22 protein-coding genes, 1 other RNA gene and 1 pseudogene are annotated in these 24839 nt (G+C 64.6%); 8 read left to right on the top strand and 16 right to left on the bottom strand.

The annotated features are described in order from the left end of the window. Positions 1 to 66: 66 nt before the first annotated feature. The 10 genes and pseudogenes from hflC to ACVJGD_RS17765 all read right to left on the bottom strand — a co-directional run bounded on the left by hflC (position 67) and on the right by ACVJGD_RS17765 (position 8860). Positions 67 to 990, bottom strand: coding sequence for a protease modulator HflC (gene hflC, locus ACVJGD_RS17720; protein ID WP_456635550.1), 924 nt, complete (start codon positions 988 to 990; stop codon positions 67 to 69). Beyond that, positions 987 to 2129 carry an FtsH protease activity modulator HflK gene (gene hflK, locus ACVJGD_RS17725; RefSeq protein ID WP_456635551.1) on the bottom strand — a complete coding sequence of 381 codons (1143 nt, stop codon included), beginning with the start codon at positions 2127 to 2129 and terminating at the stop codon, positions 987 to 989. Before hflK ends, hflC begins: the two co-directional genes overlap by 4 nt. A 162-nt stretch (positions 2130 to 2291) precedes the next feature. After that, positions 2292 to 2804 (bottom strand): dihydrofolate reductase, encoded by a 513-nt coding sequence (locus ACVJGD_RS17730; protein WP_456635552.1) that lies wholly within the window; start codon positions 2802 to 2804, stop codon positions 2292 to 2294. Next, a complete protein-coding gene (locus ACVJGD_RS17735) occupies positions 2804 to 3289 on the bottom strand; it encodes an N-acetyltransferase family protein (RefSeq protein ID WP_456635553.1) in 486 nt (161 codons plus the stop codon). Before ACVJGD_RS17735 ends, ACVJGD_RS17730 begins: the two co-directional genes overlap by 1 nt. A 10-nt stretch (positions 3290 to 3299) precedes the next feature. Then, complete coding sequence (locus tag ACVJGD_RS17740; RefSeq protein WP_456635554.1) at positions 3300 to 4094, bottom strand: thymidylate synthase; 795 nt, start codon at positions 4092 to 4094, stop codon at positions 3300 to 3302. Positions 4095 to 4265: 171 nt separating this feature from the next. Further along, a complete protein-coding gene (locus ACVJGD_RS17745) occupies positions 4266 to 5249 on the bottom strand; it encodes a tripartite tricarboxylate transporter substrate binding protein BugD (protein ID WP_456635555.1) in 984 nt (327 codons plus the stop codon). A gap of 200 nt (positions 5250 to 5449) precedes the next feature. Next, a complete protein-coding gene (locus ACVJGD_RS17750; protein WP_456635556.1) occupies positions 5450 to 6964 on the bottom strand; it encodes a tripartite tricarboxylate transporter permease in 1515 nt (504 codons plus the stop codon). Between the two features lie 7 nt (positions 6965 to 6971). Further along, positions 6972 to 7736: a tripartite tricarboxylate transporter TctB family protein gene (locus ACVJGD_RS17755; RefSeq protein WP_456635557.1), complete on the bottom strand. Its 765-nt coding sequence runs from the start codon at positions 7734 to 7736 to the stop codon at positions 6972 to 6974. An 88-nt stretch (positions 7737 to 7824) separates the two neighbouring features. Beyond that, positions 7825 to 8357, bottom strand: a pseudogene (locus ACVJGD_RS17760) (chromate transporter). Then, the gene (locus tag ACVJGD_RS17765; RefSeq protein WP_456640282.1) at positions 8354 to 8860 is read right to left on the bottom strand and encodes a chromate transporter; all 507 of its coding nucleotides are present in this window, start codon (positions 8858 to 8860) and stop codon (positions 8354 to 8356) included. Before ACVJGD_RS17765 ends, ACVJGD_RS17760 begins: the two are co-directional and overlap by 4 nt. 195 nt (positions 8861 to 9055) lie before the next feature. Here ACVJGD_RS17765 and ssrA point away from each other — a divergent pair. The 6 genes from ssrA to ACVJGD_RS17795 all read left to right on the top strand — a co-directional run bounded on the left by ssrA (position 9056) and on the right by ACVJGD_RS17795 (position 14068). Next, positions 9056 to 9418: a transfer-messenger RNA gene (gene ssrA / locus ACVJGD_RS17770) on the top strand. Positions 9419 to 9583: 165 nt separating this feature from the next. Then, complete coding sequence (locus ACVJGD_RS17775) at positions 9584 to 10105, top strand: SspB family protein (protein ID WP_456635558.1); 522 nt, start codon at positions 9584 to 9586, stop codon at positions 10103 to 10105. 72 nt (positions 10106 to 10177) lie between these two features. Continuing rightward, a complete protein-coding gene (gene fumC, locus ACVJGD_RS17780; RefSeq protein ID WP_456635559.1) occupies positions 10178 to 11599 on the top strand; it encodes a class II fumarate hydratase in 1422 nt (473 codons plus the stop codon). Between the two features lie 327 nt (positions 11600 to 11926). Further along, a complete protein-coding gene (locus ACVJGD_RS17785) occupies positions 11927 to 12115 on the top strand; it encodes a DUF4169 family protein (RefSeq protein ID WP_456635560.1) in 189 nt (62 codons plus the stop codon). Further along, positions 12112 to 12375 (top strand): ribbon-helix-helix domain-containing protein, encoded by a 264-nt coding sequence (locus tag ACVJGD_RS17790; protein WP_456635561.1) that lies wholly within the window; start codon positions 12112 to 12114, stop codon positions 12373 to 12375. Before ACVJGD_RS17785 ends, ACVJGD_RS17790 begins: the two co-directional genes overlap by 4 nt. A gap of 118 nt (positions 12376 to 12493) precedes the next feature. Then, complete coding sequence (locus ACVJGD_RS17795; RefSeq protein ID WP_456635562.1) at positions 12494 to 14068, top strand: ABC-F family ATP-binding cassette domain-containing protein; 1575 nt, start codon at positions 12494 to 12496, stop codon at positions 14066 to 14068. Positions 14069 to 14145: 77 nt separating this feature from the next. Here ACVJGD_RS17795 and ACVJGD_RS17800 read toward each other — a convergent pair whose 3' ends face one another. Continuing rightward, positions 14146 to 14550: a nuclear transport factor 2 family protein gene (locus ACVJGD_RS17800; RefSeq protein WP_456635563.1), complete on the bottom strand. Its 405-nt coding sequence runs from the start codon at positions 14548 to 14550 to the stop codon at positions 14146 to 14148. 128 nt (positions 14551 to 14678) lie between these two features. On the opposite strand from ACVJGD_RS17800, the gene ACVJGD_RS17805 reads away from it, so the two are divergent. Continuing rightward, a complete protein-coding gene (locus ACVJGD_RS17805; protein ID WP_456635564.1) occupies positions 14679 to 15254 on the top strand; it encodes a bifunctional transcriptional activator/DNA repair enzyme AdaA in 576 nt (191 codons plus the stop codon). Positions 15255 to 15396: 142 nt separating this feature from the next. On the opposite strand, the gene ACVJGD_RS17810 is transcribed toward ACVJGD_RS17805, so the two are convergent. The 3 genes from ACVJGD_RS17810 to ACVJGD_RS17820 form a co-directional block, all read right to left on the bottom strand. Then, the gene (locus ACVJGD_RS17810) at positions 15397 to 16518 is read right to left on the bottom strand and encodes a cysteine desulfurase family protein (RefSeq protein WP_456635565.1); all 1122 of its coding nucleotides are present in this window, start codon (positions 16516 to 16518) and stop codon (positions 15397 to 15399) included. An 89-nt stretch (positions 16519 to 16607) separates the two neighbouring features. Then, positions 16608 to 17900 carry an MFS transporter gene (locus tag ACVJGD_RS17815; RefSeq protein ID WP_456635566.1) on the bottom strand — a complete coding sequence of 431 codons (1293 nt, stop codon included), beginning with the start codon at positions 17898 to 17900 and terminating at the stop codon, positions 16608 to 16610. Positions 17901 to 17904: 4 nt separating this feature from the next. After that, positions 17905 to 18645: an MBL fold metallo-hydrolase gene (locus ACVJGD_RS17820; RefSeq protein ID WP_456635567.1), complete on the bottom strand. Its 741-nt coding sequence runs from the start codon at positions 18643 to 18645 to the stop codon at positions 17905 to 17907. Between the two features lie 73 nt (positions 18646 to 18718). On the opposite strand from ACVJGD_RS17820, the gene ACVJGD_RS17825 reads away from it, so the two are divergent. Then, entirely contained in the window at positions 18719 to 19387 is a 669-nt protein-coding gene (locus ACVJGD_RS17825) for an ArsR/SmtB family transcription factor (protein WP_456635568.1), read from the top strand. 336 nt (positions 19388 to 19723) lie between these two features. Here ACVJGD_RS17825 and ACVJGD_RS17830 read toward each other — a convergent pair whose 3' ends face one another. Together ACVJGD_RS17830 and ACVJGD_RS17835 are read right to left on the bottom strand one after the other, a co-directional pair. Then, a complete protein-coding gene (locus tag ACVJGD_RS17830) occupies positions 19724 to 23413 on the bottom strand; it encodes an AsmA family protein (RefSeq protein WP_456640283.1) in 3690 nt (1229 codons plus the stop codon). A gap of 128 nt (positions 23414 to 23541) precedes the next feature. After that, complete coding sequence (locus tag ACVJGD_RS17835) at positions 23542 to 24774, bottom strand: cytochrome P450 (RefSeq protein ID WP_456635569.1); 1233 nt, start codon at positions 24772 to 24774, stop codon at positions 23542 to 23544. Positions 24775 to 24839: the final 65 nt, after the last annotated feature.

Genomic DNA, 24839 nt, shown 5'->3' on the forward strand with positions numbered 1-24839 from the left:
CCTCCCGTGCGGGCGTTTCTTCTTGGCCAAGGGGGGCGAAGCCGATGCTTCGCCCTCGTGATGCGGTTACTGCTGCTTCGGCGCCGCGGCAGCCGAAGCCGACGGACCGGCGGCCGGCGAACGGCCGGATGCACTGCCGAAATACTTGAAGAAGTCGGAGTCCGGGCGCAACAGGAAACGCGTGTCGTTGGCGCGCAGGCCGTTCTCATAGGCCGTCATCGAACGGTAGAATCCGAAGAAATCGGCATCCTTGCCGTAGGCTTCGGCAAACAGCCGGTTGCGCTCGGCGTCGCCCTCGCCGCGCACCTGCTCCGCGGACGAATTGGCTTCGGCGACGATGACGGTCGCCTCGCGGTCCGCCTTGGAGCGGATCTCCTGCGCCTTCTGGCCGCCCTGGGCGCGGAATTCGGCCGCCTCGCGCTGGCGCTCGGTCTGCATCCGCTGGTAGACCGCCTGGCTGTTCTGCTCCGGGAGGTCGGCGCGGCGGATACGGACGTCGACCACCTGGATGCCATAGCCGTCGGCTTCGTGGTCGAGCTGCTCGCGGATCCGCTGCATCAGCCTTTCGCGCTCGTCGCGCACCACTGTGATGAAGTTGACCTCGCCGAGCACGCGGCGCAGAGCCGCGTTCAACAGCGTCGTCAACTGCACGTTCGCCGCCTGGATCGTGCCAATGCTCTGATAGAAGCGCAGCGCGTTCTTGATGCGATAGCGGGCGAAGGCGTCGACCACCAGCCGCTTCTGGTCGGAGGCGATCACTTCCTGCGAGGGGTTCTCCAGGTCGAGGATGCGCTTGTCGATCGAGATCACGGAATCGATGAACGGCGCCTTGAAGTTGAGGCCGGGCTGCGTGACGACGCGGACGGGCTCGCCGAGCCGGACCACCAGGACCTGCTCGGTCTGCTGCACGGTGAAGACCGAGCTGTAGCCGATGATGATCAGCACCAGCAGGATGATCAGGGCGGCAATGCCGGTGACGGGAGACCTCATCGCGTGCCTCCGCCCTGCTGCTGGCCGGTGGTGGCGGACGGACGCCGCGGCGTCAGCTCGCTCAGCGGCAAGTACGGCACGATGCTCTGGCTGGAGGCGCCGCCACCATCATAGACCAGCTTCTCGGAACCGCCGAGGATGCGTTCCATCGTCTCCAGGTAAATGCGTTGCCGCGTCACGTCGGGCGCCTTCTTGTATTCGTCATAGACTTTCAGGAAGCGCGCGCTCTGGCCCTTGGCTTCCGCCACCGCCTGCTCCTTGTAGCCCTCGGCCGCCTGCACGATCTGGGCGGCGCGGCCGCGCGCCTCCGGCACGACGCGGTTGGCATAGGTCTGCGCCTCGTTCTGCAACCGCTCGAGGTCGGCGCGGGCGGCCTGAACGTCACGGAACGCGTCGATCACCTGCTGCGGCGGATCGACCTTTTGCAGTTGCACTTGGGTGATCTGGACGCCGGCCCCGTAGGTATCGAGCGTCTTCTGCATCAGTTCCTGCACGTTCTGCTCGGTGGTGGTGCGCGCGCCGGTGAGGATCGGCTGGATCTGCGACCGGCCGATCACCTCGCGCATGGCGCTTTCCGCCACCGCCTTCACGGTGCCTTCGGGATTCTGGATGTTGAACAGGAAGTCGCCGACGCCGTCGGGCTTGATCCGCCACAGCACGGTGAAATCGACGTCGACGATGTTCTCGTCGCCGGTCAGCATCAGGCTCTCTTCCGGCACGTCGCGCATGGTGCGGCCGCGCCGCGCCGGGTCATCGATCAGGGTCATGCCGATCGAAATGGTGGAGACGCGCAGCGCCTTCGGCAGCAGCACGGTCTCGATCGGATAAGGCAAATGATAGTTCAGGCCCGGCTGCACCGTACGCACATGCTTGCCGAAGCGGAGGACGACTCCGAGTTCTTCCGACTGGACCCGGAAGAAGCCGGACAGGCCCCAGATTACGAGCGCGCCAACGACGACGAGCGCGATCCCCATGCCGCTGAAATGCCCGCCGGGCAGGAGCTGCTGCAGCCGGTCCTGGCCGCGGCGCAGGAGGTCCTCAAGATCCGGCGGGCGCGGCCCGACCGATTGCGGACCGGAGCCCCATGGGCCCTTCGGACCCGAGCCCCATGGCCCCCCACCTTGATTCTTCCACGGCATTAAAGCTTCTCCTCGGCAAGCCCGGGATGGATGATGGACGCCCGGCCTCGTCAGTCCGCCCGGCTTTATAGGGGACCGAATGGCCCCTTACAACGCAAGCTTCCAGGCCGAACGAGCTATGCCTGCGGACATAATTGTCAATGCAAACATTGGCTAGCGGGGTTAACGCCTGACACGCCGACGATATGTCACATAGGAAAAATCGACGCTGTCATCCGGCCCGGCGGGATTCCGCACCCGCGCCACTTCTTCCCATTTCGCCGCATCAATTGTGGCGAAATACGTATCACCTTCGGGTCGCGCATGCACCTCGGTGATTTCAAGCCGGTCGGCGCTATCGATCCATTGCGCGTAGATCTCCGCGCCGCCAATGACGGCGATTTCAGTGGCGAAACGCCGCATCGCATCGCCGAGCGCAATCGCGCGGGCGTTCTCGAACGACTGGGTGACGACCGCGCCGCGGGCACGATAATTGACGTCGCGCGTCACGACGATGTTGGTCCGACCAGGGAGCGGCCTGCGCAGGGACTCGAAGGTCTTGCGCCCCATCACCACCGGCCTGTTCATGGTGATGGCCTTGAACCGCTGCTGGTCGCTCTTCAAGCGCCACGGGATCGCATTGTCGCGCCCGATCACGCCATTCTCGGCGACCGCGGCGATGAGCACGATCTCCATCACCGCGCACCATTCGCCAGCGCCTGCAGCGCCGGACCGGTGACGCGGCACAGCGTCCAGTCGTCCATCATGACGGCGCCGAGCGACTTATAGAACTCGATCGAGGGCGTGTTCCAGTCGAGCACCGCCCACTGCAATCGCTCCCAGCCGTTCGCGATGCACTCGTTTGCAAGATGGACGAGCAGCGCCTTGCCGATGCCCTTGCCACGCAGCGCCGGGCGGACGAACAGGTCCTCCAGATAGATGCCGTGCTTGCCGGCGAAGCTGGAGAAATTGACGAGCCAGAGCGCAAAGCCCGCCGGCTCCCCGTTCCACTCGGCGATATCGCAAGTCACCCGCGGATTGTCGCCGAACAGCGCCGCGGCGATGTCGGCTTCGGTGGCCTTCACCTCGTGGAGCAGCTTCTCGTATTCGGCGAGTTCGCGAACGAGCGCGTAGACGAGGCCTGCTTCATCGGCACGCGCGCGGCGGATGGTCAGCGACATGCTTGAGCGCTCACACCGCGACTTCGGCCTTGATATGCGGGTGCGGGTCGTAGCCTTCGAGTTTGAAGTCCTCGTAGCGGAAGGCGAAGATATCCTTCACCTCGGGATTGATCTTCATTGCCGGCAGCGGCCGGGTCGGACGCGTGAGCTGCAGCCGCGCCTGCTCGAGATGGTTGGAATAGAGATGCGCGTCGCCGAGCGAGTGCACGAAGTCACCGGGCTTCAATCCCGTCACCTGCGCCACCATCATGGTGAGCAGCGCGTAGGAGGCAATGTTGAAGGGCACGCCGAGGAAGACGTCGCCGGAGCGCTGGTAGAGCTGGCAGGACAGTTTGCCGTTCGCGACATAGAACTGGAACAGGCAGTGGCAGGGCGGCAGCGCCATCTTGTCGACGTCGGCCGGATTCCAGGCGCTGACGATCAGGCGGCGCGAATCCGGATTGCGCTTGATCATCTCGATCACGTTCGCGATCTGGTCGATGCTGCGGCCGTCGGGCGCCGGCCAGGAGCGCCATTGCGACCCGTAGACCGGGCCGAGATCGCCATTGGCATCGGCCCATTCGTCCCAGATGGTGACGCCGTTGTCGCGCAAATATTTGATGTTGGTGTCGCCGGCCAGGAACCAGAGCAGTTCATGCACGATCGCCTTCAGCGGCAGCCGCTTGGTCGTCAGCATCGGAAAGCCAGCCGACAGGTTGAAGCGCATCTGGTGGCCGAAGATCGACAGCGTCCCGGTGCCGGTGCGGTCGTGCTTCTCCGCGCCGTCGGCGAGGATGCGTTCGAGCAGGTCGTGGTACTGGTTCATGGCGTAAGCCTGGGCCTTTCGGGAAGGGCGAATGTACCGGCCGCAAACGACCGTGGACACGGCGATTCGGCCTTCCCTGGCGATTGTACCCGGAAAAATGATGACCCGTTCTTAAACAACAAGGGGCGGAACCCGTATCCCGCCCCTCTCCTATCGGACTGATTGCGTTGATTAACCAGCCGGCTTGAGCACCGGGGTCCACTTCTTGATCTCGTTGCCCACCAGCGTCCCCAGCGCCGCCGGCGTGCGGTCGGCCGGCTGCGGGATGACGCTGCCGAGCTCGAGCAGGCGCTTGCGGACGGTCTCGTCATCCAGCGCCTTGACCGCAGCCGCGTTCAATTTGGCGATGATCGGCGCCGGCGTGCCCTTGGGCGCGAAGATCGCGTTCCAGGCCTGAGCCTGGAAGGCCGGCAGGCCGGCCTCCGCCGTGGTCGGGACGTTCGGCAGCGACGGGTTCCGCTCGGGGGTTGCAATCGCATAGACCTTGATGGTGCCGGCATTGATCTGCGGCACGGCATTGACGATCTGGTCGCACATATAGTCGACCTGCCCGGCCACCAGCGCGTTCATCGCCGGGCCCGTGCCGTTGAACGGCACGCCAACCGGCTCGATGCCGAGGATCGAGTTCAGGAGCTGGCAGGAGACGTGCGAGACCGAACCGACGCCGGCGTGGGCCGCGTTGACCTTCTCGGCATTGGCCTTGACGTAGGTCACGAATTCCTTGAGGTCCTTCGGCGGAAAGTCCTTGCGCGCCAGGATCAGGATCGGCGTGCCGGCCAGGAGCCCGACCGGCTCGAAGCTCTTCTCGGGATGGTAGGCCAGATTGGGATAGAGCGGCACCGAGGCCGCATGCGTCCCCATGTGCCCCGTGATCAGCGTATAACCGTCATTGGCAGCACGCGACGCGCGCGCGCTCGCGGTGGTGCCGCCGGCGCCGACCACGTTCTCGATGATGATGCTTTGGCCGAGCGTCTGCGCCATATGCTGGGTGACGATGCGCGCGATGACGTCGGTCGGGCCGCCGGCCGCGAACGGCACGATCATGGTGATGCTGCGCGTCGGATAGTCCTGCGCGCGCGCCGGCGCCACAACAGCCGACAGCAGGGCTGCCAGCACCACACAAGCGCCCGCGAACGAGCGACCGTACCAATTCATCGAAATCCCCTGAGAGCGTTCCCGTTAAAAGAAATGACGGCCAGGAGCGTGTAGCGACGCTTCCCGTCGCACGCCCCAGTTTTCTCCTCGAGCATGATCCTTTCCGGGTCATGCTCTCGACCGTCATTTTCCTTTCACAACGAACTTCCCCGCAAGTCGATACGACTTCCGCCTGCGGCACGCCGCCGCAGGCGAGAGCCTCACCCCTCGGATTCCACGAACACCTCGTCGCGCTTGGCGCGCAAGGCCGGCAACACCGCCAGCACCAGAAGTCCCGCGGCGATCGCGAGCAGCACCGCCGACAGCGGGCGGCTGACGAACACGCTCCAGTCGCCGCGCGAGATCAGCAGCGCCCGGCGCAGGTTCTCCTCCATCAGCGGCCCGAGCACCATTCCGAGCAGCAGCGGCGCCGGCTCGAAATCGTGCTTGATCAGCCAGTAGCCGACCAGACCGAACACGCCGGCCAGGATGACGTCGACCGGCGCGTTGTTCACGGAGTAGATGCCGATCGCGCAGAAGATCACGATCGAGGGGAACATCAGCCGGTACGGCACGCGCAACAGCCGCACCCAGATGCCGACCAGCGGCAGGTTGATGATGACCAGCATCAGATTGCCGATCCACATCGAGGCGATCATGCCCCAGACCAGATCCGGCTGCTTCTGCATCACCTGCGGTCCCGGCACGATGCCATGGATGGTCATCGCGCCGACCATCAGCGCCATCACCGCGTTCGGCGGGATGCCGAGGGTGAGCAGCGGGATGAACGAGGTCTGCGCCGCGGCATTGTTGGCGCTCTCCGGCGCCGCCACGCCCTCGATCGCGCCGCGGCCGAACCGCGACGGATTCTTGGCGAGCTTCTTCTCCAGCGTATAGGCGGCGAAGGAGGCGATGACGGCGCCGCCGCCCGGCAGGATGCCGAGGATCGACCCCAGCACCGTGCCGCGCCCGATCGCGGGCGCGGAGTCGGCGAGGTCCTTCTTCGTCGGCATCAGGCCGGTGATCTTCTGCTGCACGAGGTCGCGGCTCATCTCGGCGCCGTGATCGAGGTTGCGGATGATCTCCGCGAAGCCGAACACGCCCATCGCCACGGTGGCAAAGCCAAGGCCGTCGGCGAGCTCGGGGATGTTGAAGGCCATGCGGGAAGCGCCCGTCTCGATGTCGGAGCCGACCATCGACAGCAGCAGCCCCAGCACGATCATCGCGATCGCCTTCAGCACCGAGCCTTTTGCGAGCACCACCGCGAAGATCAGGCCGAGCACCATCAGCGAGAAATATTCGGCCGGTCCGAATGCCAGCGCGAGTTTTGTCAACGGCGCGCCCAGGATGGCAATCAAGACGGTGGCGACGCAGCCGGCGAAGAACGAGCCGATCGCGGCGATCGCGAGCGCCGGGCCGGCGCGGCCCTGTTTTGCCATCTGGTGGCCGTCGAGGGCGGTGACGACCGAGGTCGCCTCGCCCGGGATATTGACCAGGATCGAGGTGGTCGAGCCGCCATATTGCGCGCCGTAATAGATGCCGGCGAGCATGATCAGGGCGCCGACCGGCGGCAATCCGAACGTGATCGGCAACAGCATCGCCACCGTGGCGATGGTGCCGATGCCCGGCAACACGCCGACCAGCGTGCCGACAAGCGCGCCGATCAGGCACATCAGGAGATTGATCGGCGTGAAGGCGACGGCGAAACCGTGGGCGAGGTTAGCAAAAAGGTCCATCACGCTCTCACTGGATCAGGAAACGCGGAAACATCGGCATCGGCAGCCCCAGCACATAGGGGAAGAGGATCGCGCAGCCAAGCGTCAGGCAGGCGCCGACAATGGCGGCCTCGATCCATCGGGTCTCATGCGAACCGAGCGCTGCGATCATGAAGCTTGCGAAGGCGGATACCACCAGGCCGAGCGGACGGATCGCCAAGGCAAAGAAGATGATCGCGGCGCAAACGAACAGCGGCCCGCGCCAGGAATAGTGCGCCAGTTCCGGTCCCTCGGTGAAGAGGCCCATGACGGCGATGCCGGCGCCGAGCGCGACCAACAATATGCCAAACATCCGCGGCGCGGTGCCGGCGCCGAAGGAGAAGCCGCGCATGCCCTGCAGATCGCTCGAGGCCCATAGCGCCAGCAGCGCCAGCGCCATCAGCACGACGCCGCCGATATAGTCCTGCGGCGCGCGGATCTTGACGAACAGCGTGACGATCGCAACCGCAAACAGCGGGTAGGAATAGATCAGCGCCAGCAGCACTTCCGAGGAGAAGCCCTTCTTGGCGTCGGCGGCGACCGATCCGAACACCGCGTTGGGCGCGGCGGACAATAGCGCTGCGCCATGCGCGAGCAGCACCTGTGCCGGACCGCGGTGTGTGGACAGTCCGACGATCGTACCGAACGACCACACCAGCTCGAAAAGCTGCGGCGCCAGTGCCAGCACGACAATGCCGAGGGCGGCCTTCGTGTTACGTGTGCTTGACGCCGTTTGGCCCATCGTCTCGGCCATGCATGTCTCCTCCGCGCCCGCACCGCGGGCCCTGTTATTCTATCGGCTGGAATTGTACCCTAACCCCGGCCTTGCCTAGCGATTTTCGTCAGATAACGCCAGCAAAACCGAGGACACCCCCGGCCAGCAGCAGCCAAAAAGGATTGAGCCGCGTCGCGAAGGCAACAATGGCTGTTATCACCGTCGTCAGAGCGGCAATCCAACTTTGGTCGGAAGTGCGTGCCAAAATGAAGCCGCTGGCGGCCATCAACCCGATCGAAAGCGGAACCAGCGCCGCCTGGATGATCGCCGGCCAGCGCGAATGGCTCGAGCGCGTGAGCAGCCGGCTCACATAATAGGCAAGCAGCGCGGTCGGCCCGCACATCGCGAGCGTTGCCGCCAGCGCCCCGAAAATGCCGGCGACGGAATAGCCGATCAGGGTCACGATCAGCACGTTCGGACCCGGCGACAATTGCGAGATCGCGAACACGTCGGCGAACTCCTTGTCGGTCATCCAGTGCGGACCTCGACCGCGATCCGATGCATTTCGGGAATGGCGGCATTCGCGCCGCCGACGGCAAAAAACGACATCAGGCCGAAGGTCCAGACCAGCGTCCAGATCGGGTTGGCATCCTGGTTCATGCCCGCTGCCCCCGACGCATCAAGAGGGTGACCGCAAGGCTCGCGGGGACGGCGACCAGCAGCACCTCGGCCAACGGCAGCCGCAACACCCCGATGGCGACGAAGACGGCTGCGAGGACCACGAGGCCGGCGATATCGCGCCGCTTGACCAGCGGCATCGTCATCTTGAGCATCACCGACAGCAAAAGGCCGACGGCGGCGCAGGCTACGCCGGCAAGCGTTCGCCGCAGCGCTTCGATCTCGCCATAATTCTTGTAGAGCGCCGCCAGCCCGATCGCGATCAGCATGGGCGGGCCGACCAGGCCGGCAAAGGCCGCCATCCCGCCGGCGAGCCCCCGGAAGCGGGAGCCGAACACGAACGACAGATTGACGATGTTCGGCCCCGGCAGGAAATGGCACAGCGCAAAGGTCTCGTTGAACTCGTCCGCGGTCATCCAGCGGTGCTGCTCGACGATGCCCCGGCGCGCCCAGACCAGGACCCCGCCGAAGCCGGCGAGCGACATTTTTGCAAAGGCCACGAACAGTTCCCCCAGGCTGGGCTGGATGGGGCGGGTGTGCGGCGGGAAGGTCCGGGACGGGGGCGGCAGCCGGCGGGGAATCGGAGGACATGGCAAAAACCCTAAAATGCCCGCCCCTGTCGGCCAAGTCGGTAAACCGAAGCCGTTCCATGCGTGAAACGCCGGGATGGGACCGCCAAGGGCCTGTTTTTCCGTCGCTTTGCATCCTATATTGGGGGTGCCGGCTTGCCGGCTATGGAAATAAACGACCGTCGAAATAAACCATTCGGACCCGGGGGCGGTACCCGGCGCCTCCACCGGAGCCCATGCGGACCAACGGCCGTGGGTTCCGGAGGGGGCGAAATAGGATCGACGAGGGCGTAAAGGGCGTGTTTTTTCTCGGTATGGTTCCGCCGATATCGGGCCAATGCAATAGTTGCCAACGACAACTATGCTCCGGTTGCTCAGGCTGCGTAACGCAGTTTGAAAGACCACTTTAAAGCCCTAGCGGGTTAAGCTCCGCTAGGCGGGGTTCGGAGGCACCTGGCAACAGAAGCCTCCACTTCACATTTGCATCTTTAAGGTGCGTGCATCCGAAGCAGGCGCTTGCGCCGCAAATTCGATCCCGAAGGCCTGCTGACCTTGGCTTGTGGCCGGGATACCATATAGCTAAAGGCGAGTCGGGCGACCGGCATCCGGCCGGACATTTTCGAACGCGACAGGACCATCATGGCGACCGATCACATCCGATATGACGTGCTGGCGCGCGACGCGCTGCGCGGGGTGGTGCGCCACGTGCTCGCGGACGCCGCGGAGCATGGACTTCCCGGCGAGCATCATTTCTACATCACCTTCATCTCCAACGCCGACGGCGTGAAACTGTCGCCGCGGCTGCTCGCGCAATATCCGCAGGAGATGACGATCATCCTGCAGCACCAGTTCTGGGACCTGGTGGTGACGGACGAGAGGTTCGAGGTCGGGCTTTCCTTCGGCGGCATTCCGGAGCGGCTCGTCGTTCCCTTCGCTGCCGTCAAGAGCTTCCTCGATCCCTCCGTGAAGTTCGGCCTGCATTTCGAACCGTCCGAAGAGGACGTCGCGCCCGAGAAGCCCGCGCCCAATCTGCCGGCGGCTTCGCCTGCGCCACCGCCGCCTGCTCCGGCAGCCGAAGCTGCCGCGGAAGAGAAGGAAGACTCGGAAAAGCCGAGCGAGGGCGCCGAGGTGGTGCGGCTCGACCGCTTCCGCAAGAAATAATCTAAGCACGCATCAATCATCGACGCTGTAGAATGAACGTGGCGCCGCTTCACGGCGCAACGGACATTGGAAATGGCTCGATCAACATCCTCCTCACAAAAAAACAAAACCACCCGCGTCGAGACCGACAGTTTCGGTCCGATCGATGTCGCCTCCGACCGCTATTGGGGCGCGCAGACCGAACGCTCACGGCAGAATTTCCGCATCGGACACGATCGCATGCCGATCGAGATCGTGCACGCGCTCGGCGTCGTGAAACTGGCGGCAGCGCTCACCAACCGCGAACTCGGCCTGATCGACGCACGCCGCGCCAATGCGATCACACGCGCCGCGAAAGAAGTGATCGAGGGCAAGCTCGACGATCATTTCCCGCTGGTGGTCTGGCAGACAGGCTCGGGCACGCAGACCAACATGAACCTCAACGAGGTGATCGCCAACCGCGCCAACGAGCTGCTCGGCTCTGAGCTCGGCGCCAAGAAGCCGGTTCATCCCAACGACCACGTCAACATGAGCCAGTCGTCGAACGATTCGTTTCCGACGGCGATGCACATCGCGGCCGCGCAGGGAATTTTCGGCAGGCTGATTCCTGCGCTGAGCGAACTGCATCGCGAGCTGCGCCGAAAGGAGAAGGCGTTCGCGAAGATCGTCAAGATCGGCCGCACCCACACCCAGGACGCGACGCCGCTGACGCTCGGTCAGGAGTTCTCCGGCTATGCCGCGCAGGTCGAGAGCGGGATCGCGCGGCTGCGCACGGCGGCGAAGGATCTGCTGCCGTTGGCGCAGGGCGGCACGGCCGTCGGCACCGGCCTCAACTCCAAGCCGCGCTTTGCGAGGCTGTTCGCCAGGCACGTCGCCAAGATCACGAAGCTGCCGTTCATCAGCGCGCCGAACAAGTTCGAGGCGCTCGCCTCCAACGACGCCTACGTCCTCGTGCACGGCGCGATCAATTCGGTGGCGACAGGACTGTTCAAGATCGCCAACGACATCCGCTTCCTCGGCTCGGGCCCGCGCTCAGGCCTCGGCGAACTGATCCTGCCGGAGAACGAGCCGGGCTCCTCGATCATGCCGGGCAAGGTGAACCCGACGCAGTGCGAGGCGATGACGATGGTATGCACTTACGTCTTCGGCAACGAAACCGCCGTCACCATCGCGGGCAGCCAGGGACATTTCGAGCTGAATGTATACAAGCCGGTGTTGGCATATTGCATGATGAGTTCCGTTGAGCTGCTGTCGGATGTCGTCCGTTCCTTCACCGAGCATTGCGTGGTCGGGATCCGTGCCGACGAGAAGCGCATTGGCGAGTTGATGCAGCGATCGCTGATGCTCGTCACCGCACTTGCGCCGAAGATCGGATACGACAACGCCGCGAAAGTCGCGAAAGCAGCACACGCACGCGGCACCACGCTCAAGGAAGAGGCGCTGCGGCTCGGCTATGTATCCGAACGTGAATTCGACTCCCTGGTGCAGCCGGACAAAATGACACATCCGGGCTGAGCCGATCCGCGACTTGCATGATTTTCCCGGGAAAAACCGGTCACCACGTAACGTTGCCGCGCTAACAAAATTAGCGCGGCCTCGCGTGATATAATTATAGACCATAACGCCTAAAGAATGAGACTGATTGCGAGGGGCGTTGCGTTGACGCATAGGACAGCAGCGAAATATATGGTTTTCGCGGGGCGAAGCTGACCTTTTGATGCTATCACTAGGCGCTATATAGGGATTTCGGATGGGCACCTGCTCTGCTTGCGCGCAATTTGGCTGCGCCTATTTCGCCAACAGGCATTTGCACCTTTCGGATCGCTGGATGATGGGGCGGGCATGGGGCACGTGATCAACTTGAACCGAGTAAGAAAACAAGAGCAGCGCAAAGAAGCTGCAAAGCAGGCTGAAGCCAACCGGGCGCGATTTGGTCGCACCAAGTCCGAACGGCAAGCGGACGAGCTTCGCAAAGCGCGCGAGAAGAACCTGCTGGATCAGCATCGCATCGACGGCGGAGACGCGTCATGAAATCTCCCGTCGTCAAACGTTCGATCGTGGTCGCCGGCCACAAGACCAGCGTCAGCCTGGAAGAAGCGTTCTGGAATGGCATGAAGGAAATCTCCGGCCTGCGGAACATGACGCTGTCGGAGCTGGTCGGCGAGATCGACAGCAATCGCCAGCAGGGCAACCTGTCGTCGGCGATCCGGCTTTTCGTGCTGGAGTATTTCCGTTCGCGCGCAATTGCCGCGACGACGGTCCAGGCACCGGACAACAGGCCGCAAGCCTGATCCGCTGCAGACAGCCGGTGCTCAGGCACCGGCTTCACCGACAAACCTGAGTGGAGAGCGAAATGGATATCGCCAAGCAAACCGCGCCGCGAAACCTGTCCATTTTCGGAAGCTCTCCATGCCTGCCTTTGTCGTCCTGGATTCCATCTCGCTTCACACGCCCGACGGCCACCCGCTGTTCGATGAACTGACGCTCGCGATTCGACGCGAGCGCATCGGAATCGTCGGGCGCAACGGCTGCGGCAAATCGACACTGCTGCGCCTGATCGCGGGCGACGTCGAACCATCGGCGGGATCGATTCACCGTGCTGGATCGATCGGCATGCTCGCGCAGATCGCCGACGAAAGTCTGACGGTGGCCGAAGCCGTCGGCGTCGATGGCGAGCTTGCGCGGCTGCGCCGGCTCGAGCGCGGCGACGGCACGCTCGAGGACGCCGCCGCGGCCGACTGGACGCTGGAAGCACGACTGCAAGCCGCGCTGACCGAAGCGGGCCTGCCCGCTCTGCCGCTCGATCGCGCGGCGGCCTCGCTCAGCGGCGGCGAGCGGACGCGCGTCGCGCTGGCGGGCCTGCTGATCCAGGCACCTGACGTGCTGCTGCTGGATGAGCCCACCAACAACCTCGACGCCGACGGCCGCGAGGCCGTGACCCAATTGCTCGGGCGATGGCCAGGCGGCATCGTAGTCGCAAGCCACGACCGTGCGCTGCTCGCGCAGGTCGACCGCATCGTCCAATTGAGCCCGGTCGGCGTCACGATCTTCGGCGGCGCGTGGCCGGCTTTCGCCGAGCAGCGCGATGCGGCGCGCTTGCGCGCAGCGACCGAGCTGGAGCGGACGACCGATGCGCTGCGCAGCGCCGAACGCGCGGCGCAGAAGGCGCGCGAAAGAAAGTCCCGCCGCGACAAGGCCGGCCGCGCCTGGCGCGCCAAGGGGATCGAGGACAAGATGTTCATGGACCGCGAGAAGGAGCGCGCTGAGGCGAGCGCCGCCCGCGAAGGCCATCTCGCCGCGCGCCTGATCGGCGAGCGCGCGGATGCCTTCGATGAGGCCCGGGCGCGGGTGGAGATCGTGACGCCGCTGTCGATCGACCTGCCGAGGACCGCCCTCCCCGCCGGCCGCGAACTCGTCACGTTCAACGAGGTGGCGATGGCCTTTGCCGGCCGCCACCTGTTCGGCCCGCTGTCGTTCGAGCTGCGCGGCCCCGAGCGCGCTGCGATCGGCGGCGCCAATGGCGCGGGCAAGAGCACGCTGCTCCGCCTGATCACCGGAGCGGCGCAGCCGCCTGCCGGCACGATCCATCGTCGCACCGACCGGATCGCGATGCTCGACCAGCATGTCGGCCTGCTCGATCCCGGCACCAGCATCTTGGACAATCTGCGCCGGCTCAATCCGGAATTGTCAGCCAATGAGGCGCATGCCGCGCTGGCGCGATTTGCCTTCCGCAACAGGGCCGCGTTGCAGATCGTGGATACGTTGAGCGGCGGCGAGCGCCTGCGCGCAGGATTGGCCTGCGTGTTCGCGCGGCCGGAACCGCCGCTGCTGTTGCTGTTGGACGAACCCACCAACCATCTCGACCTCGCCGCGATCGAAGAACTGGAAGGCGCACTGCGCGACTTCGATGGCGCGCTTGTTGTCGTCAGCCATGACCGCGCCTTCCTGCAGGCGATCGGCATCGAACGGGAGATTACTCTTTGATGTTTTCTTCGAACCAGAGGGCGAGCTCGGTTTCACCTCGAATGTGACCGAAAGCCATCTTCAGAGCGGCTCGAAAATCATCTGCCAGCCTTTGCGGGTGTCCATATATATTCGCGAACCAGCTTGATGCGGTCCCCCAAGAGGACAAAGACGAAGCAATAGTCATTCTCGTAGGGCTTGCCTCCAGGAAGAGTAGCTCGCATCCGCTCCTCGACGACCACGGTATCGCCATCGGCATGAATGCCCAGAAACGAGATATCGATGTTCGAAAACAGATGATGCATTTCCGAGGCAATAAACTGTGCGATCTGGTTTGGTCCGATCATGTGGTCGGGGTGTTTGAGAGCAGTCGCCGTAGCATTTCCTGCAGGTGCGATCCATTCGGCATCGGGAGTAAACAGCTCCGCGATCCGCCCGGCGTCACGGGCTTTGAAGGTCTTCCAGGCGTTGATGACAACCTCTTTGGGCATCGGACCGTTCATTTTGCTTCTCCAGCGTTCAGCGGATCTGTTCCTCCTCTATAAGAAGCGCGCACCGACATCGCTGGCCGGAATCGGACCCGATCATCTCGAGGCTGTTCCACCTGCCGCAGCCCGCGCTAGAATGAGTGATGCTCAGTTTTGAGGTATGCAACACCGCACGCTTGCGGCGCGATCCGCGCTATGACGGCCGTTTCTTCACGGCCGTGAGAACCACGCGAATCTACTGCCGTCCGGTTTGCCCAGTGAAGCAGCCGTTGACCCGCAACGTGACCTACTATCCAACCGCGGCAGCGGCCGAGGCCGCGGGATACCGGCCTTGCCTGCGCTGCCGTCCGGAAACCGCGCCCTTCTGTGCTGCCTGGAACGGCACGCGCTCAACTGTCGCGCGCGCCTTGAGACTGATCGATGGTGGCGCGCTGGATGGCGGTTCGGTTGCTGCACTGGCAGGACGGCTCGGGGTAAGCTCGCGACACCTTGCGCGCCTGTTCGAGCGGCACGTCGGGGCCAGTCCTCAGCAGGTCGCAAAGACCAGGCGTGTACAGCGGGCGAAGCGCCTGATTGACGAGACGAATGAACCGTTGGCCCAGATTGCCTATCGCGCCGGCTTTGGCAGCGTGCGCCGGTTCAACGCCACCTTTCGCGAGCTCTATGGACGCTCGCCGTCCAGCGTTCGCCCCCGCCGCAAGGTATTTTGCCTGACCTAGGCACGGCTAATGTTAGTCGGCTCGTGGACCCAAGCGATGCCGAGATCGGCTTCTGCATTGCTCTGAACAGCAGACGTTCGCGCTCGCCAAGGTGGTGTGCGTGTCACGTGCCGGCGACGTCTGACCGGCCGCACGCAAGCCACTAGGTCGACGCGATTGTCGTCAGTCGTGCGACGACGCTGTCGATCTCGTCGATCGTGGTGCCCCTTCCGAGACTGAAGCGAATGGCGCCCATTCCGGCTCTCTCCGATACGCCCATGGCAGCGAGGACCGGCGAGAGCTCGATCCGCCCCGCATGACACGCCGAACCCGTCGTTGCTGCAACACCGTTCAACTGCTCCAGTATCTCCGCGCCGACCTTGCCGACGAACGACACGTTGAGGGTGTTGGGCAGGCGCTGTACGGCATGGCCATTAAGCACGACGCGATCACCCAATCGATCTTGCAACGCCTGCCAGAAGCGATCACGTAGAGCCTTGATGCTTTCCGTCCGTGCAAGATCCGCAGCCATCGCGCAAGCCGTGCCTAGTCCAACAGCAAGCAGCGCACTTTCGGTCCCGGCACGCCGGCCTAGCTCATGCCCGGCGCCATGAATCAAAGGTTCGAGTTCAAGACCGCGTCGGACATAGAGTGCGCCGACACCTTTCGGGGCGTAGAGCTTGTGACCGGCGATCGACAGCAGATCGACGCCGAGCTCGTTGACCCTGGTCGGGATTTTTCCTACCGATTGCGCTGCGTCGGTATGAAAATGGATGCCGCGCTCCCGCGCGATCGCACCGATCTCCTCGATTGGCTGGATGGTGCCGACCTCGTTGTTCGCGTGCATGATGCTAATCAGGATTGTCTGTGAAGTGATGGCGCGCCGCACGTCCTCTGGATCAACCCGGCCTGTTCTGTCCACCGGGAGGCAGGTGACCGATCCGCCGAGCGGTTCGAGAAACCGGCAGGGAGCAAGAACGGCGGGATGCTCGATTACCGAGGTGACGATGTGCGCTCCTCTGCGGTTCGGCGCGAAGAACGTACCCTTGATCGCCAGGTTGTTCGCTTCGCTGCCGCCGCTCGTGAACACGATCTCGTCAGGTGCGGCGCCGAGCAGTGCGGCAACCTGGCCGCGAGCCTGTTCCAAAGCAGCTTTTGCCGGCGTGCTGGCCCAATGGCCGCTGGACGGATTGCCAAAGGCCTCGGCCAGGAACGGCCGCATGGCTGCCGCCACAGCCGGATCGATCGGCGTGCTCGCGTTGTAGTCGAGATAGATCGGCGTCATATCGGTGAGCCTCCATCTGGAATTCGGCACGCCGCGCTGCGCCAAGTTGCGATCCGGAAGACCACTACCGCCGCAGGGCATCCGTCAGTTCATTTCGTGGCCGCATCGGTGCTTGCGGCAGGTCCAAGCCCTGCCGCACGTTCGCGCATAAACACCGCAACGACGACGCCGGAAATCAATGTTAGGGCGGCGATCGAACCGATTGCCGCCGAAAGCCCGAAGCTGTCCGCGATGAGGCCCGCCGACAGCGCCCCGATCGCGTAGCCGAGATCCCGCCAGAAGCGGTAGACGCTGAGTGAGCGGGCGCGCCAACTCGGATGTGATGCGTCGGAGACGGCGGCAATCAAGCTCGGGTACACCATCGCCGTGCCAAGTCCGAGGAGGAGGCTGCCGACGAGCCACCACTCGAAATGACTTGTCGCCGCCGTCAGGAACAAGCCCGCGGCCTGCACCCACATGCCGGCGACGATCAGACCTTTGCGGCCCCAGCGATCCGACAAAGGACCCGTCGCGATCTGCAGGACGCCCCAGGTTGCGGGATAGACAGCCTTCAATATGCCAATCCGTTCAACGGCGAGACCGAAAGATGCAAAGAACAGCGGGAAGATTCCCCAGCTCATGCCGTCATTGAGGTTGTTGACGAGGCCGGCCTGGGAGGCGGCAAACAGGTTGCGATCCCTGAATGACGTGAGGACGAATATCTCCTTGAAGCCGATCGGAGCGGCTTGCCGTGCATGGCCCGCGGTCTCCAACCGAACGTGCTCGCGCGTATCGCGCACCAGCAGGATCGAGAACGCCGCACCGAGGATCGCATAGGCTACACCGAGGTAGATCGGTGCCGGCCGCAGCCCATACTCCGACGCAAGATATCCGGTGAGGTAGGCGGTCACACCGACCGCGAGATAGCCGGAAAATTCGTTGAGACCTACGGCGAGGCCACGCGACTTCGGCCCGACGAGATCGATCTTCATGATCACCGTCATCGACCAGGCAAGTCCCTGGTTAATGCCGAGAAGGGCGTTGGCGGCGATGACCCATTCCCAGCTTGGCGCCCAAATGATCATGAACGGCACCGGCAGGCCGACGAGCCACCCGAGGACGAGAACGCGCTTGCGTCCCCAAGCGTCGGCGAGCTGTCCGGAAATCAGGTTGGCGCACGCCTTCACGAGGCCAAAGCTGACGATGAAGGAGACGACAAGCGTCGTCGAGCCGATGTTGAACTCCTCGGCCCCGATCAACGGTACGACGGTCCGTTCGATTCCGACCATCCCGCCGACAAAGGCGTTGATCAGCACGAGCAAGGCGAACTGCGGCCAGTTCGCCTTGAGCCCCAACCTGACCGACGAGGCGGCAGCTTGTGGAGCCGATACCGCTTCGCTCATGGGATCAGGCAGCGGCAGCGGTAACGCCTGAATTGGCAGCTCTGATCCTGGCCGCTTCCGGCGGAGCCGGCGGGATCTCCGCAACCATGAACCGAACAAACTCGGCTTCGTCCTCGATCATGAGCGCCTGGTTGTGCCGCTTCTCGAAGCCGATGGTCGACCATGGTTTCCCGCTCAGCCGGCGTCCGCAGATCGAACCAGCATAGGCCCCGGGCAGCACGTCGACGTAGTCCGCAAGCCCTTTCAGTCTCCGTGCACTGCGGAACAATTGTCTTGCGCCTTCTTCGGCGCTTACGGCGAGTTCGGTGCGGCCGAGATCGCCGACCATGAGGGTGTGGCCGGTCAGGACAAACCAGGGCTCATCGGCGCGCGTGCGATCCGTGACGAGCAGACAGATGTGCTCGGGGGTGTGACCTGGCGTGTGCAGCACCGTCGCCGACACGTTGCCGAGCGGAAGAACTTCGCCGTCTTGCACACCTTTGTATGGAAACGAAACGCCCGCCTCCGTCCAGAGCACATACGCCGCTCCGGCCGCATCGGCGAGAGCCCGGCCCGCCGAGAGGTGGTCGGCATGAACATGCGTATCGATGACAAAGTGAATGCGCATGCCGGCATTGTCGGCAGCTTGCAGATAGGGCTGGATATCGCCGACGGGGTCGACCACCGCGCCGGCTGCCTTGCCACCGCAGCCGAAGAGGTAGGAGATGCCGACTGGATCATTGTGCAAGAATTGACGCAGGATCATGGGCTTGCACTCCTCTCTGTGAGCGGATATTAACATTCAATCGATCTGCTGAATGATATATCGAAGGGATGCCGTGTCAAGCACCGGACCGAAACAGGCGATCTATGAGAACCTTGCCGAGGTGGCGCAGGCTTTGGGCCATCCGCACCGGCTTGAGCTGTTGGAGCATCTGGCCCAGGGCGTGCGCAGCGTCGAGGAGTTGTCCGCCCGGACGCATCTGACGTTTGCGAACACCTCCCGCCACCTGCAGATACTCAGGCGTGCGCGCCTCGTCGAGACGGAGCGTCGCGGCAAACATGTTCTGTATCGCCTGGCCGGCGATGCCGAAGTGGTCACTCTGCTCAAGGCTCTGGGTCGCGTTGGCGAACGGAATGTTGCCGAGATTGGTCGTGTCGTCACCGATTACTTTCAGGCGCGCGACGCGCTCGAACCGGTCTCGCGTGACGACCTGGTCGCGAGGCTGCGCGATGATCTTGTAACGGTGCTCGATGTGCGCCCCGAAGACGAGTTCGCGCTGGGCCATCTTCCGGGGGCACTCAACATTCCGCTCGCCGAACTGGAACGACGCTTGGGTGAACTTCCGAAGCGCCGTGAAGTCATTGCCTACTGCCGTGGCCCCTATTGCGTCCTTTCTTTCGAAGCAGTCGCAGCGCTTAGGACTCGTGGCTATCGCGTCCGCCGGCTCGAAGACGGCTACCCCGAATGGAAGGCCGCTGGTCTGCCGACCGAATCCGTCGCCTGAGACAAGCGAATCCCGGTGAATCATGGACACCAAGATTGATCGCGCCGACGGCGCTTGGCCGATCCTCGAGGGCAAGGATCACGAGGCGCCTTCAGTGTTCCGGGCGGAAGCGTTGCTGCGAGAAGCTCGCCGCCAGAAGCAACTGCCCCTCATTGCAATTCCCGAAATCAGAGGGAGCCACAGCGACGCTCGCGGTCGTTGCTGCTGCAATCCGAGCATGGTCTGCTTCAGATCAAAGATTGGACGTCGGTTGATACTGGCGACCTCAGTCGCTCCGCGAGTAAAGCGGACATGGAGTTCGTCGCCTCACGCCACCACGTTGATGAGGACACGGGCTTAGTTCTGCGCGGCCGGACGCTGCGGCGGGTTGGCGACCTGCGGCGTCAGTGCGAGCGGCGGACGGGGTTTTGGTTTTGCTGCACCCGGCGGTGGCTTGACGTCGATCGGCGGCGGCAACGGGGCGAGCTGCGGTTGGCTTGCGACCGACGCGGGCGGATTGGCTGATGGCGCGCTGGCCGGAGGCTGGACCTGTGGCGGACGCGGTGCGCTTGTTTTCGGCTTTTGCGCTCCCTTGCGCGGATCGCGCGCCGGGGCCGGCACATCTGCTGATGGCGGCGGGATTGCCGCGCTCGCATCGGGCGCTTCGGCCGGCTCCTGCGGAGGGATCAGCGGCGGCGTCGGCTGGAATGTTGGAGGCGGCTCGCCGCGCTCAATCGCATCCAATCGCCTGGTCTCGCGGTCGATCGCGCGCACCGCGAGCCAGGACGACAGCGCCGCGACATCGACGCTGCGGGTGAGGCTGTCAGGCGTGCCCACCGCAAACAACTGGATCTCCGGCCGGCTCGCCGAAGTGATCGCGGTCGGCACCAGCGCGGCGCGGATGTCGGCCTGGTCGGCCGGAATGTCGTAGCCGCCGGAGATCGTGGCGTTGACGCCATTGGCCGCGAGCGTGCTGGCGCCGACACGGATCCGCCCGTCGCGGATGTTGAACGGGATCTGGGCTGAGGCGACCGACAGCACACCATTTGCGAGCGCCGCCTCGACGATCTGCTTCAGCCGCGCGTCATCAGAGACCTGCCCGTTCTCGCTGGCGCGGATCGCAACATCGAAGGCGCGCGGATCGAGGCCGGCAACACGCGCACCTTCCAACGTGACCGTGCCGCTGCCGGACACCGCGCCGGCCAGGGCCGCGCCGCTGCGGCCCTGGCTCATCAGCGTCATCTGCAGCGAGGCGCGCCCTTTTGGCATGCTGAGATTTCGATAACGCAGCGCCGTGCCATCGACGCCGCTGAGCTGCACGCTCGCATTCACGGTGATGCCGTTCGCACCCGGCCTCGCATCGATGGCGGCGCTGAGATCGCCGCCGCCGATCTTGCCCTTGACGGCATCAAAGGTCAGCGCCTGGCCGTCGCTCTTGATCGTGCCGCTCACCGGCTGCAATTCGCTGCCGCCCGGCAGCTCGCCGCGCAACGCCTGGAAGACGATGTTGCCGCGCCAGCCCTTGTTCACGCCGCCGCCAAGCGGCTCGGCCGGATCACGCCCGCCGGCGCCGATCGCAAACGCAAACACCGGCGCAAGCGTGACCTGGTCGAGCCCGATCTCGCCCTCGATGTTCTTCTCGTCCCCTATGGCGAGCGCAATCCGGCCGCGCAGCCGCGAGCCGCCGATGATGCTGTCGAGGTCGTCGAACGAGAGCTTGTTGCCGGCAAGCGAGACACGCGACGACAGGCGGACGCCGTTCACCGGCGTGTCCGACGGCTTGAGATCGAGCAGCGGGCTGATGTCGGCGCTCCTGACCCGCAGGTTGATGCTGGCCTTCTTCGCCTCGTCCCACGGCTCGGCCGAGCCTTCGGCGTCCGCATCAAGCCCGGCGCCCCGGATATTCGCTTTCAGCCGCAACGGCGCGCGCCAGGCGCCATTGACCGAGCCTTCGAATTGCGCGGGGCCGTCGCCGACCGTGATGACGCGATCGAGGCCGAGCAGCGCCAGCATCGCACGCCCCTGCCCCGCTGAAAGTCTGGCGTCGACGCCGAGATCGCTGCGGCTGAGCGCATCGAGATCGGTGCTGCGGATCGCGGCCGTTTGCGGCTTCGCCGTCACCGTGGCGGAGCCCTTGAGCTGAGGCGCGTCGAGATCCAATGCGGCGCGCAGGCTGCCGCGATCGGCCTGCCCCTTGTCGAGATCAAGCGCGAGCTTCAGCCGCGCCGGACCGGGGATCGACGCCAGCGTCGTGAGGCGCGGTGCGGCTGATGGCGCGAATGATGAGACGAGGCCGGTCAATTGGCTGAACGACGCCGCGTTTGCGCTGAGCGCGAGCTTTCCGGTCGCATTGATGCGATCGAAATTGCCGCTGCCCTCGATCGTCACGCTGTCTGGCTGGCCGACCTTGAGCCGCTCAAGTGAGACCGTCTTCGGTCCATAGCCGAGCTTGGCCTGCAACGGACGCAGCTCCTGCCCGGCCGAAATCGCGCGCCCGACGTCAAGCGAGAGCTGCGCTTCCTCCGGCCATTCCGCCTGCGGCCCCGCCAGCGAGCGAATGACGGCGGTGGCCGCATCGAGATCCAGACGGTCGGCCTTCACGTTGGCGTCGACCTTCGCGCCGGTATTGCCGGTGGGATACGACACCGCTATTCGTCCGGCGATCGCGCCGCCATCGATCTCTGCCTTCATGGCATCGACGGCAAAACCGCTTGCGGCGAGCGTGACGTCGCCGCGCAGCTTGAGCGGTTTCTGGTTGCGCGGCGGGAGATCGTTGCGCCCCTGCAGCCAGACCATCAGCGCGTCGGGATCGGAAGACTCGACATTGAGGGCCGCCTTGAAGCTGTCGGACTGCGCGTTCTGCGGGCCAGCACCGCTGAGCGAGACGCGCGTGGCGCCCGGGGCGCGGAAATCCAGCCGCCGAACCGTCCAGCCCTTGTCGTCGCCATGAAGCTCGGTTGCGATATCCTGCAGCGGTCGCCCACCGAGCATGATCTGCTCGGACGAAAATTCGATCTGCGACGGCATCGCGACGTGCGGAACGCCGGAGAGCAGCGCGCGCAGCGCCGGCAGCGCGCGAATCGGTTCGGCATTGTTGTCCTTCGTGGCGAAGCGGTCGACGTCGAGCTGTCGTGCCGAGAGCGCTGCGCGCAGCAGCGGCGAGGCGCCGAAGCGGATGTCGCCCACGCCTGCGAGCTTCAGCGCGCGCTCTTCATTGCCATAGCTGATCTCGATCTGGTCGAGCCGCGCCGCCGAATAATCGGCCTTGACCCTGGCTCCGACGCGCCATGGCGTCGGCGCGCCATCATCGTTCTTTGACGCTGGTGGCGTGGCCAGCGCCACCACGCCTTCGAAGCGCGGCGCGCGGGCCTCGAAGGTGAGCACGCCGTCGAGATCGGCCGACAGCGGGCGCTGGCCGGGATCGATGTTGACATGCACGCGGGTGCCGTTGCCATCGGCGCTCTGGCCGGAGGAAATCCGGAACGGATAGCGGGAGCCTTCGAAGGTGAAATTGCCGTCGCCGCGGATCGCGCCGGCAAGCGAGCGGACATCGCCGCTGAAGGCGATGTCGCTCAGCTCCAGCGTGCTTCGGCTCGCGGCATCATGCAGGGCGATGCGGCCGGTGAGATTGACGCGATCGATCGCAAGCGAGGCGAAATCGAACGTGCCTTGGGAGGCCGGCCACTCGATCCGCCCCTTCTGGTCGAGACCGAGATCGAGTGACATGCCATTGACGGTGAGCTCGGTGGCGCGCCATTCGCCGCGCATCAGCGAACCCAGGCTGAACTCGACGTCGAGCTTGTCGGCCCGGACCTTGCCGCGATCGTTGCCGCCGCCGACCACAGCCGAACGCAGCCGAAGCTGCGGCGCCGGCAGCAGCCGCGCGTCAAGCTCGCCGCCGATGCGCACGGGCGCGCCGATGATTCGCGTCGCCTCGGCCTCGAATTGCGGACGGAACTGGTTCCAGTCGATGAAATACGGTCCGACCAGCGCGGCGATCAGCGCAAGGATGAACGCGATTGCCAGGCCGAGCAGCGTCGTCTGCACGGTGTCTCCCTTTGAGCCCCGCCCCGGCGCGCGTGGCCAATACAGCGCCGGAGCAGCCCAATATATAGAGACAAGTATGGCGAAGTCACAGCGGTATCGCGCTGCAGCCGCTGGCGAGAGCGGAGAAGTTACCAGCTCGCCGGGAGGCGCTTCAGACCCCGCAGCACGAAGGTCGGCCGCCACTCCGGATTTTCCGCGTCATCCAGCCGCAGGTCCGGCAGGCGGCGGAGCAGCGTCGAGATCGCGATCTCGGCCTCGATCCGCGCCAACTGGGCGCCAAGACAGAAATGGATGCCGCCGCCGAAGGACAGCGGTTTCACATTGGGACGGGTGATATCAAGCCGCTCCGGATGATCGGGATAGACCGCCGGATCGTGGTTGGCCGAGCCGAGCAGGCACAACACGGTTTCGCCCTTGGGGATGCGCTTGCCGCCGAGATCCTCGATATCCTCCAGCGCCGCGCGCCCGGTCATTTGCACCGAGGAATCATAACGGAGGAATTCCTCGATGGCGTTGGTGATCAGCCCGGGATTTGCCTTGAGCAGCGCGAGCTGGTCGGGGTTGCGATGGAGCGCCAGCAGGCCGTTGCCGATCAGGTTGACGGTCGTCTCGTGCCCGGCTCCGAACAGGAGGATGATATTGGCGGTCAGCTCTTCATTGCTGAGCTTGTGGCCATCCTCCTCCGCCTGCACGAGCTGTGTCGTCAGGTCATCGCCGGGCTGCTTCCGCCGCAGCTCGAAGAGCTGCTGGAAGTACATCTCCGACATCCTGGTTCTGGCGCTGCTCTGCTTGATCTCCTCCGGCGACAACGGCACCGGCTCGAGGATGCGGCCGCTGTCGCGCGAGCCGGTATGAAAGGTCTCGCGATGTTCCTCGGGGATCCCGAGCATGTCGCAGATCACCGTCACCGGCAGGCGGAACGCAAAATCCTCGATCAGGTCCATCCTTCCCTGCGGGATGATACGATCGAGCGTCTCATCGACGATCTCCTGGATCCGCGGCCGCATGTCCTCGACCCGCCGCGCCGTGAACGCCTTCACCACCAGCCCGCGCAGACGGGTTTGGTCGGGCGGATCCTGCTGCAACATCATCTGGCTCATGCTGCGGAAGATCGGCTCCTCCATGCTCTTGGGCCCGTAGCGGCGGATGGTGCGGCCGGCATAGTCCTTGCCAAAGCGCTTGTCGCGCAGCACGAGGCTCGCCTCCGCGTGACGGCTCGCGACGAAGGCGCCGAACGGCGTGACATGCATCGGGTCGTCGGTCCGCAGCCGCTCGTAATAGGGATAGGGGTTGCGGATGAATTCCGGCGCCAGGGGATTGAACAGCGGATCGTTGTTCGCTGGCCGAACTTGCTCGTTCATGGTGACCTCAATCGGTTGCCGCGTTGAGACGATTTCACATTGAACGCTACCGGCCGCCGCTTCGT

The organism is Bradyrhizobium sp. USDA 10063 (assembly GCF_054063735.1).

Bases quoted from the DNA above. Each gene is read 5' to 3' on its own strand.
- ACVJGD_RS17800 (WP_456635563.1), bottom strand. From the start codon at position 14,550: ATGAACGGTCCGATGCCCAAAGAGGTTGTCATCAACGCCTGGAAGACC.
- ACVJGD_RS17740 (WP_456635554.1), bottom strand. From the start codon at position 4,094: ATGAACCAGTACCACGACCTGCTCGAACGCATCCTCGCCGACGGCGCG.
- ACVJGD_RS17735 (WP_456635553.1), bottom strand. From the start codon at position 3,289: ATGTCGCTGACCATCCGCCGCGCGCGTGCCGATGAAGCAGGCCTCGTC.
- ACVJGD_RS17745 (WP_456635555.1), bottom strand. From the start codon at position 5,249: ATGAATTGGTACGGTCGCTCGTTCGCGGGCGCTTGTGTGGTGCTGGCA.
- ACVJGD_RS17750 (WP_456635556.1), bottom strand. From the start codon at position 6,964: ATGGACCTTTTTGCTAACCTCGCCCACGGTTTCGCCGTCGCCTTCACG.
- fumC (WP_456635559.1), top strand. From the start codon at position 10,178: ATGGCTCGATCAACATCCTCCTCACAAAAAAACAAAACCACCCGCGTC.
- ACVJGD_RS17730 (WP_456635552.1), bottom strand. From the start codon at position 2,804: ATGGAGATCGTGCTCATCGCCGCGGTCGCCGAGAATGGCGTGATCGGG.
- ACVJGD_RS17820 (WP_456635567.1), bottom strand. From the start codon at position 18,645: ATGATCCTGCGTCAATTCTTGCACAATGATCCAGTCGGCATCTCCTAC.
- ACVJGD_RS17815 (WP_456635566.1), bottom strand. From the start codon at position 17,900: ATGAGCGAAGCGGTATCGGCTCCACAAGCTGCCGCCTCGTCGGTCAGG.
- ACVJGD_RS17805 (WP_456635564.1), top strand. From the start codon at position 14,679: ATGCTCAGTTTTGAGGTATGCAACACCGCACGCTTGCGGCGCGATCCG.
- ACVJGD_RS17835 (WP_456635569.1), bottom strand. From the start codon at position 24,774: ATGAACGAGCAAGTTCGGCCAGCGAACAACGATCCGCTGTTCAATCCC.
- hflC (WP_456635550.1), bottom strand. From the start codon at position 990: ATGAGGTCTCCCGTCACCGGCATTGCCGCCCTGATCATCCTGCTGGTG.
- ACVJGD_RS17810 (WP_456635565.1), bottom strand. From the start codon at position 16,518: ATGACGCCGATCTATCTCGACTACAACGCGAGCACGCCGATCGATCCG.
- ACVJGD_RS17785 (WP_456635560.1), top strand. From the start codon at position 11,927: ATGGGGCACGTGATCAACTTGAACCGAGTAAGAAAACAAGAGCAGCGC.
- ACVJGD_RS17755 (WP_456635557.1), bottom strand. From the start codon at position 7,736: ATGGCCGAGACGATGGGCCAAACGGCGTCAAGCACACGTAACACGAAG.
- ACVJGD_RS17775 (WP_456635558.1), top strand. From the start codon at position 9,584: ATGGCGACCGATCACATCCGATATGACGTGCTGGCGCGCGACGCGCTG.
- hflK (WP_456635551.1), bottom strand. From the start codon at position 2,129: ATGCCGTGGAAGAATCAAGGTGGGGGGCCATGGGGCTCGGGTCCGAAG.
- ACVJGD_RS17795 (WP_456635562.1), top strand. From the start codon at position 12,494: ATGCCTGCCTTTGTCGTCCTGGATTCCATCTCGCTTCACACGCCCGAC.
- ACVJGD_RS17790 (WP_456635561.1), top strand. From the start codon at position 12,112: ATGAAATCTCCCGTCGTCAAACGTTCGATCGTGGTCGCCGGCCACAAG.
- ACVJGD_RS17765 (WP_456640282.1), bottom strand. From the start codon at position 8,860: ATGTCGCTCGCCGGCTTCGGCGGGGTCCTGGTCTGGGCGCGCCGGGGC.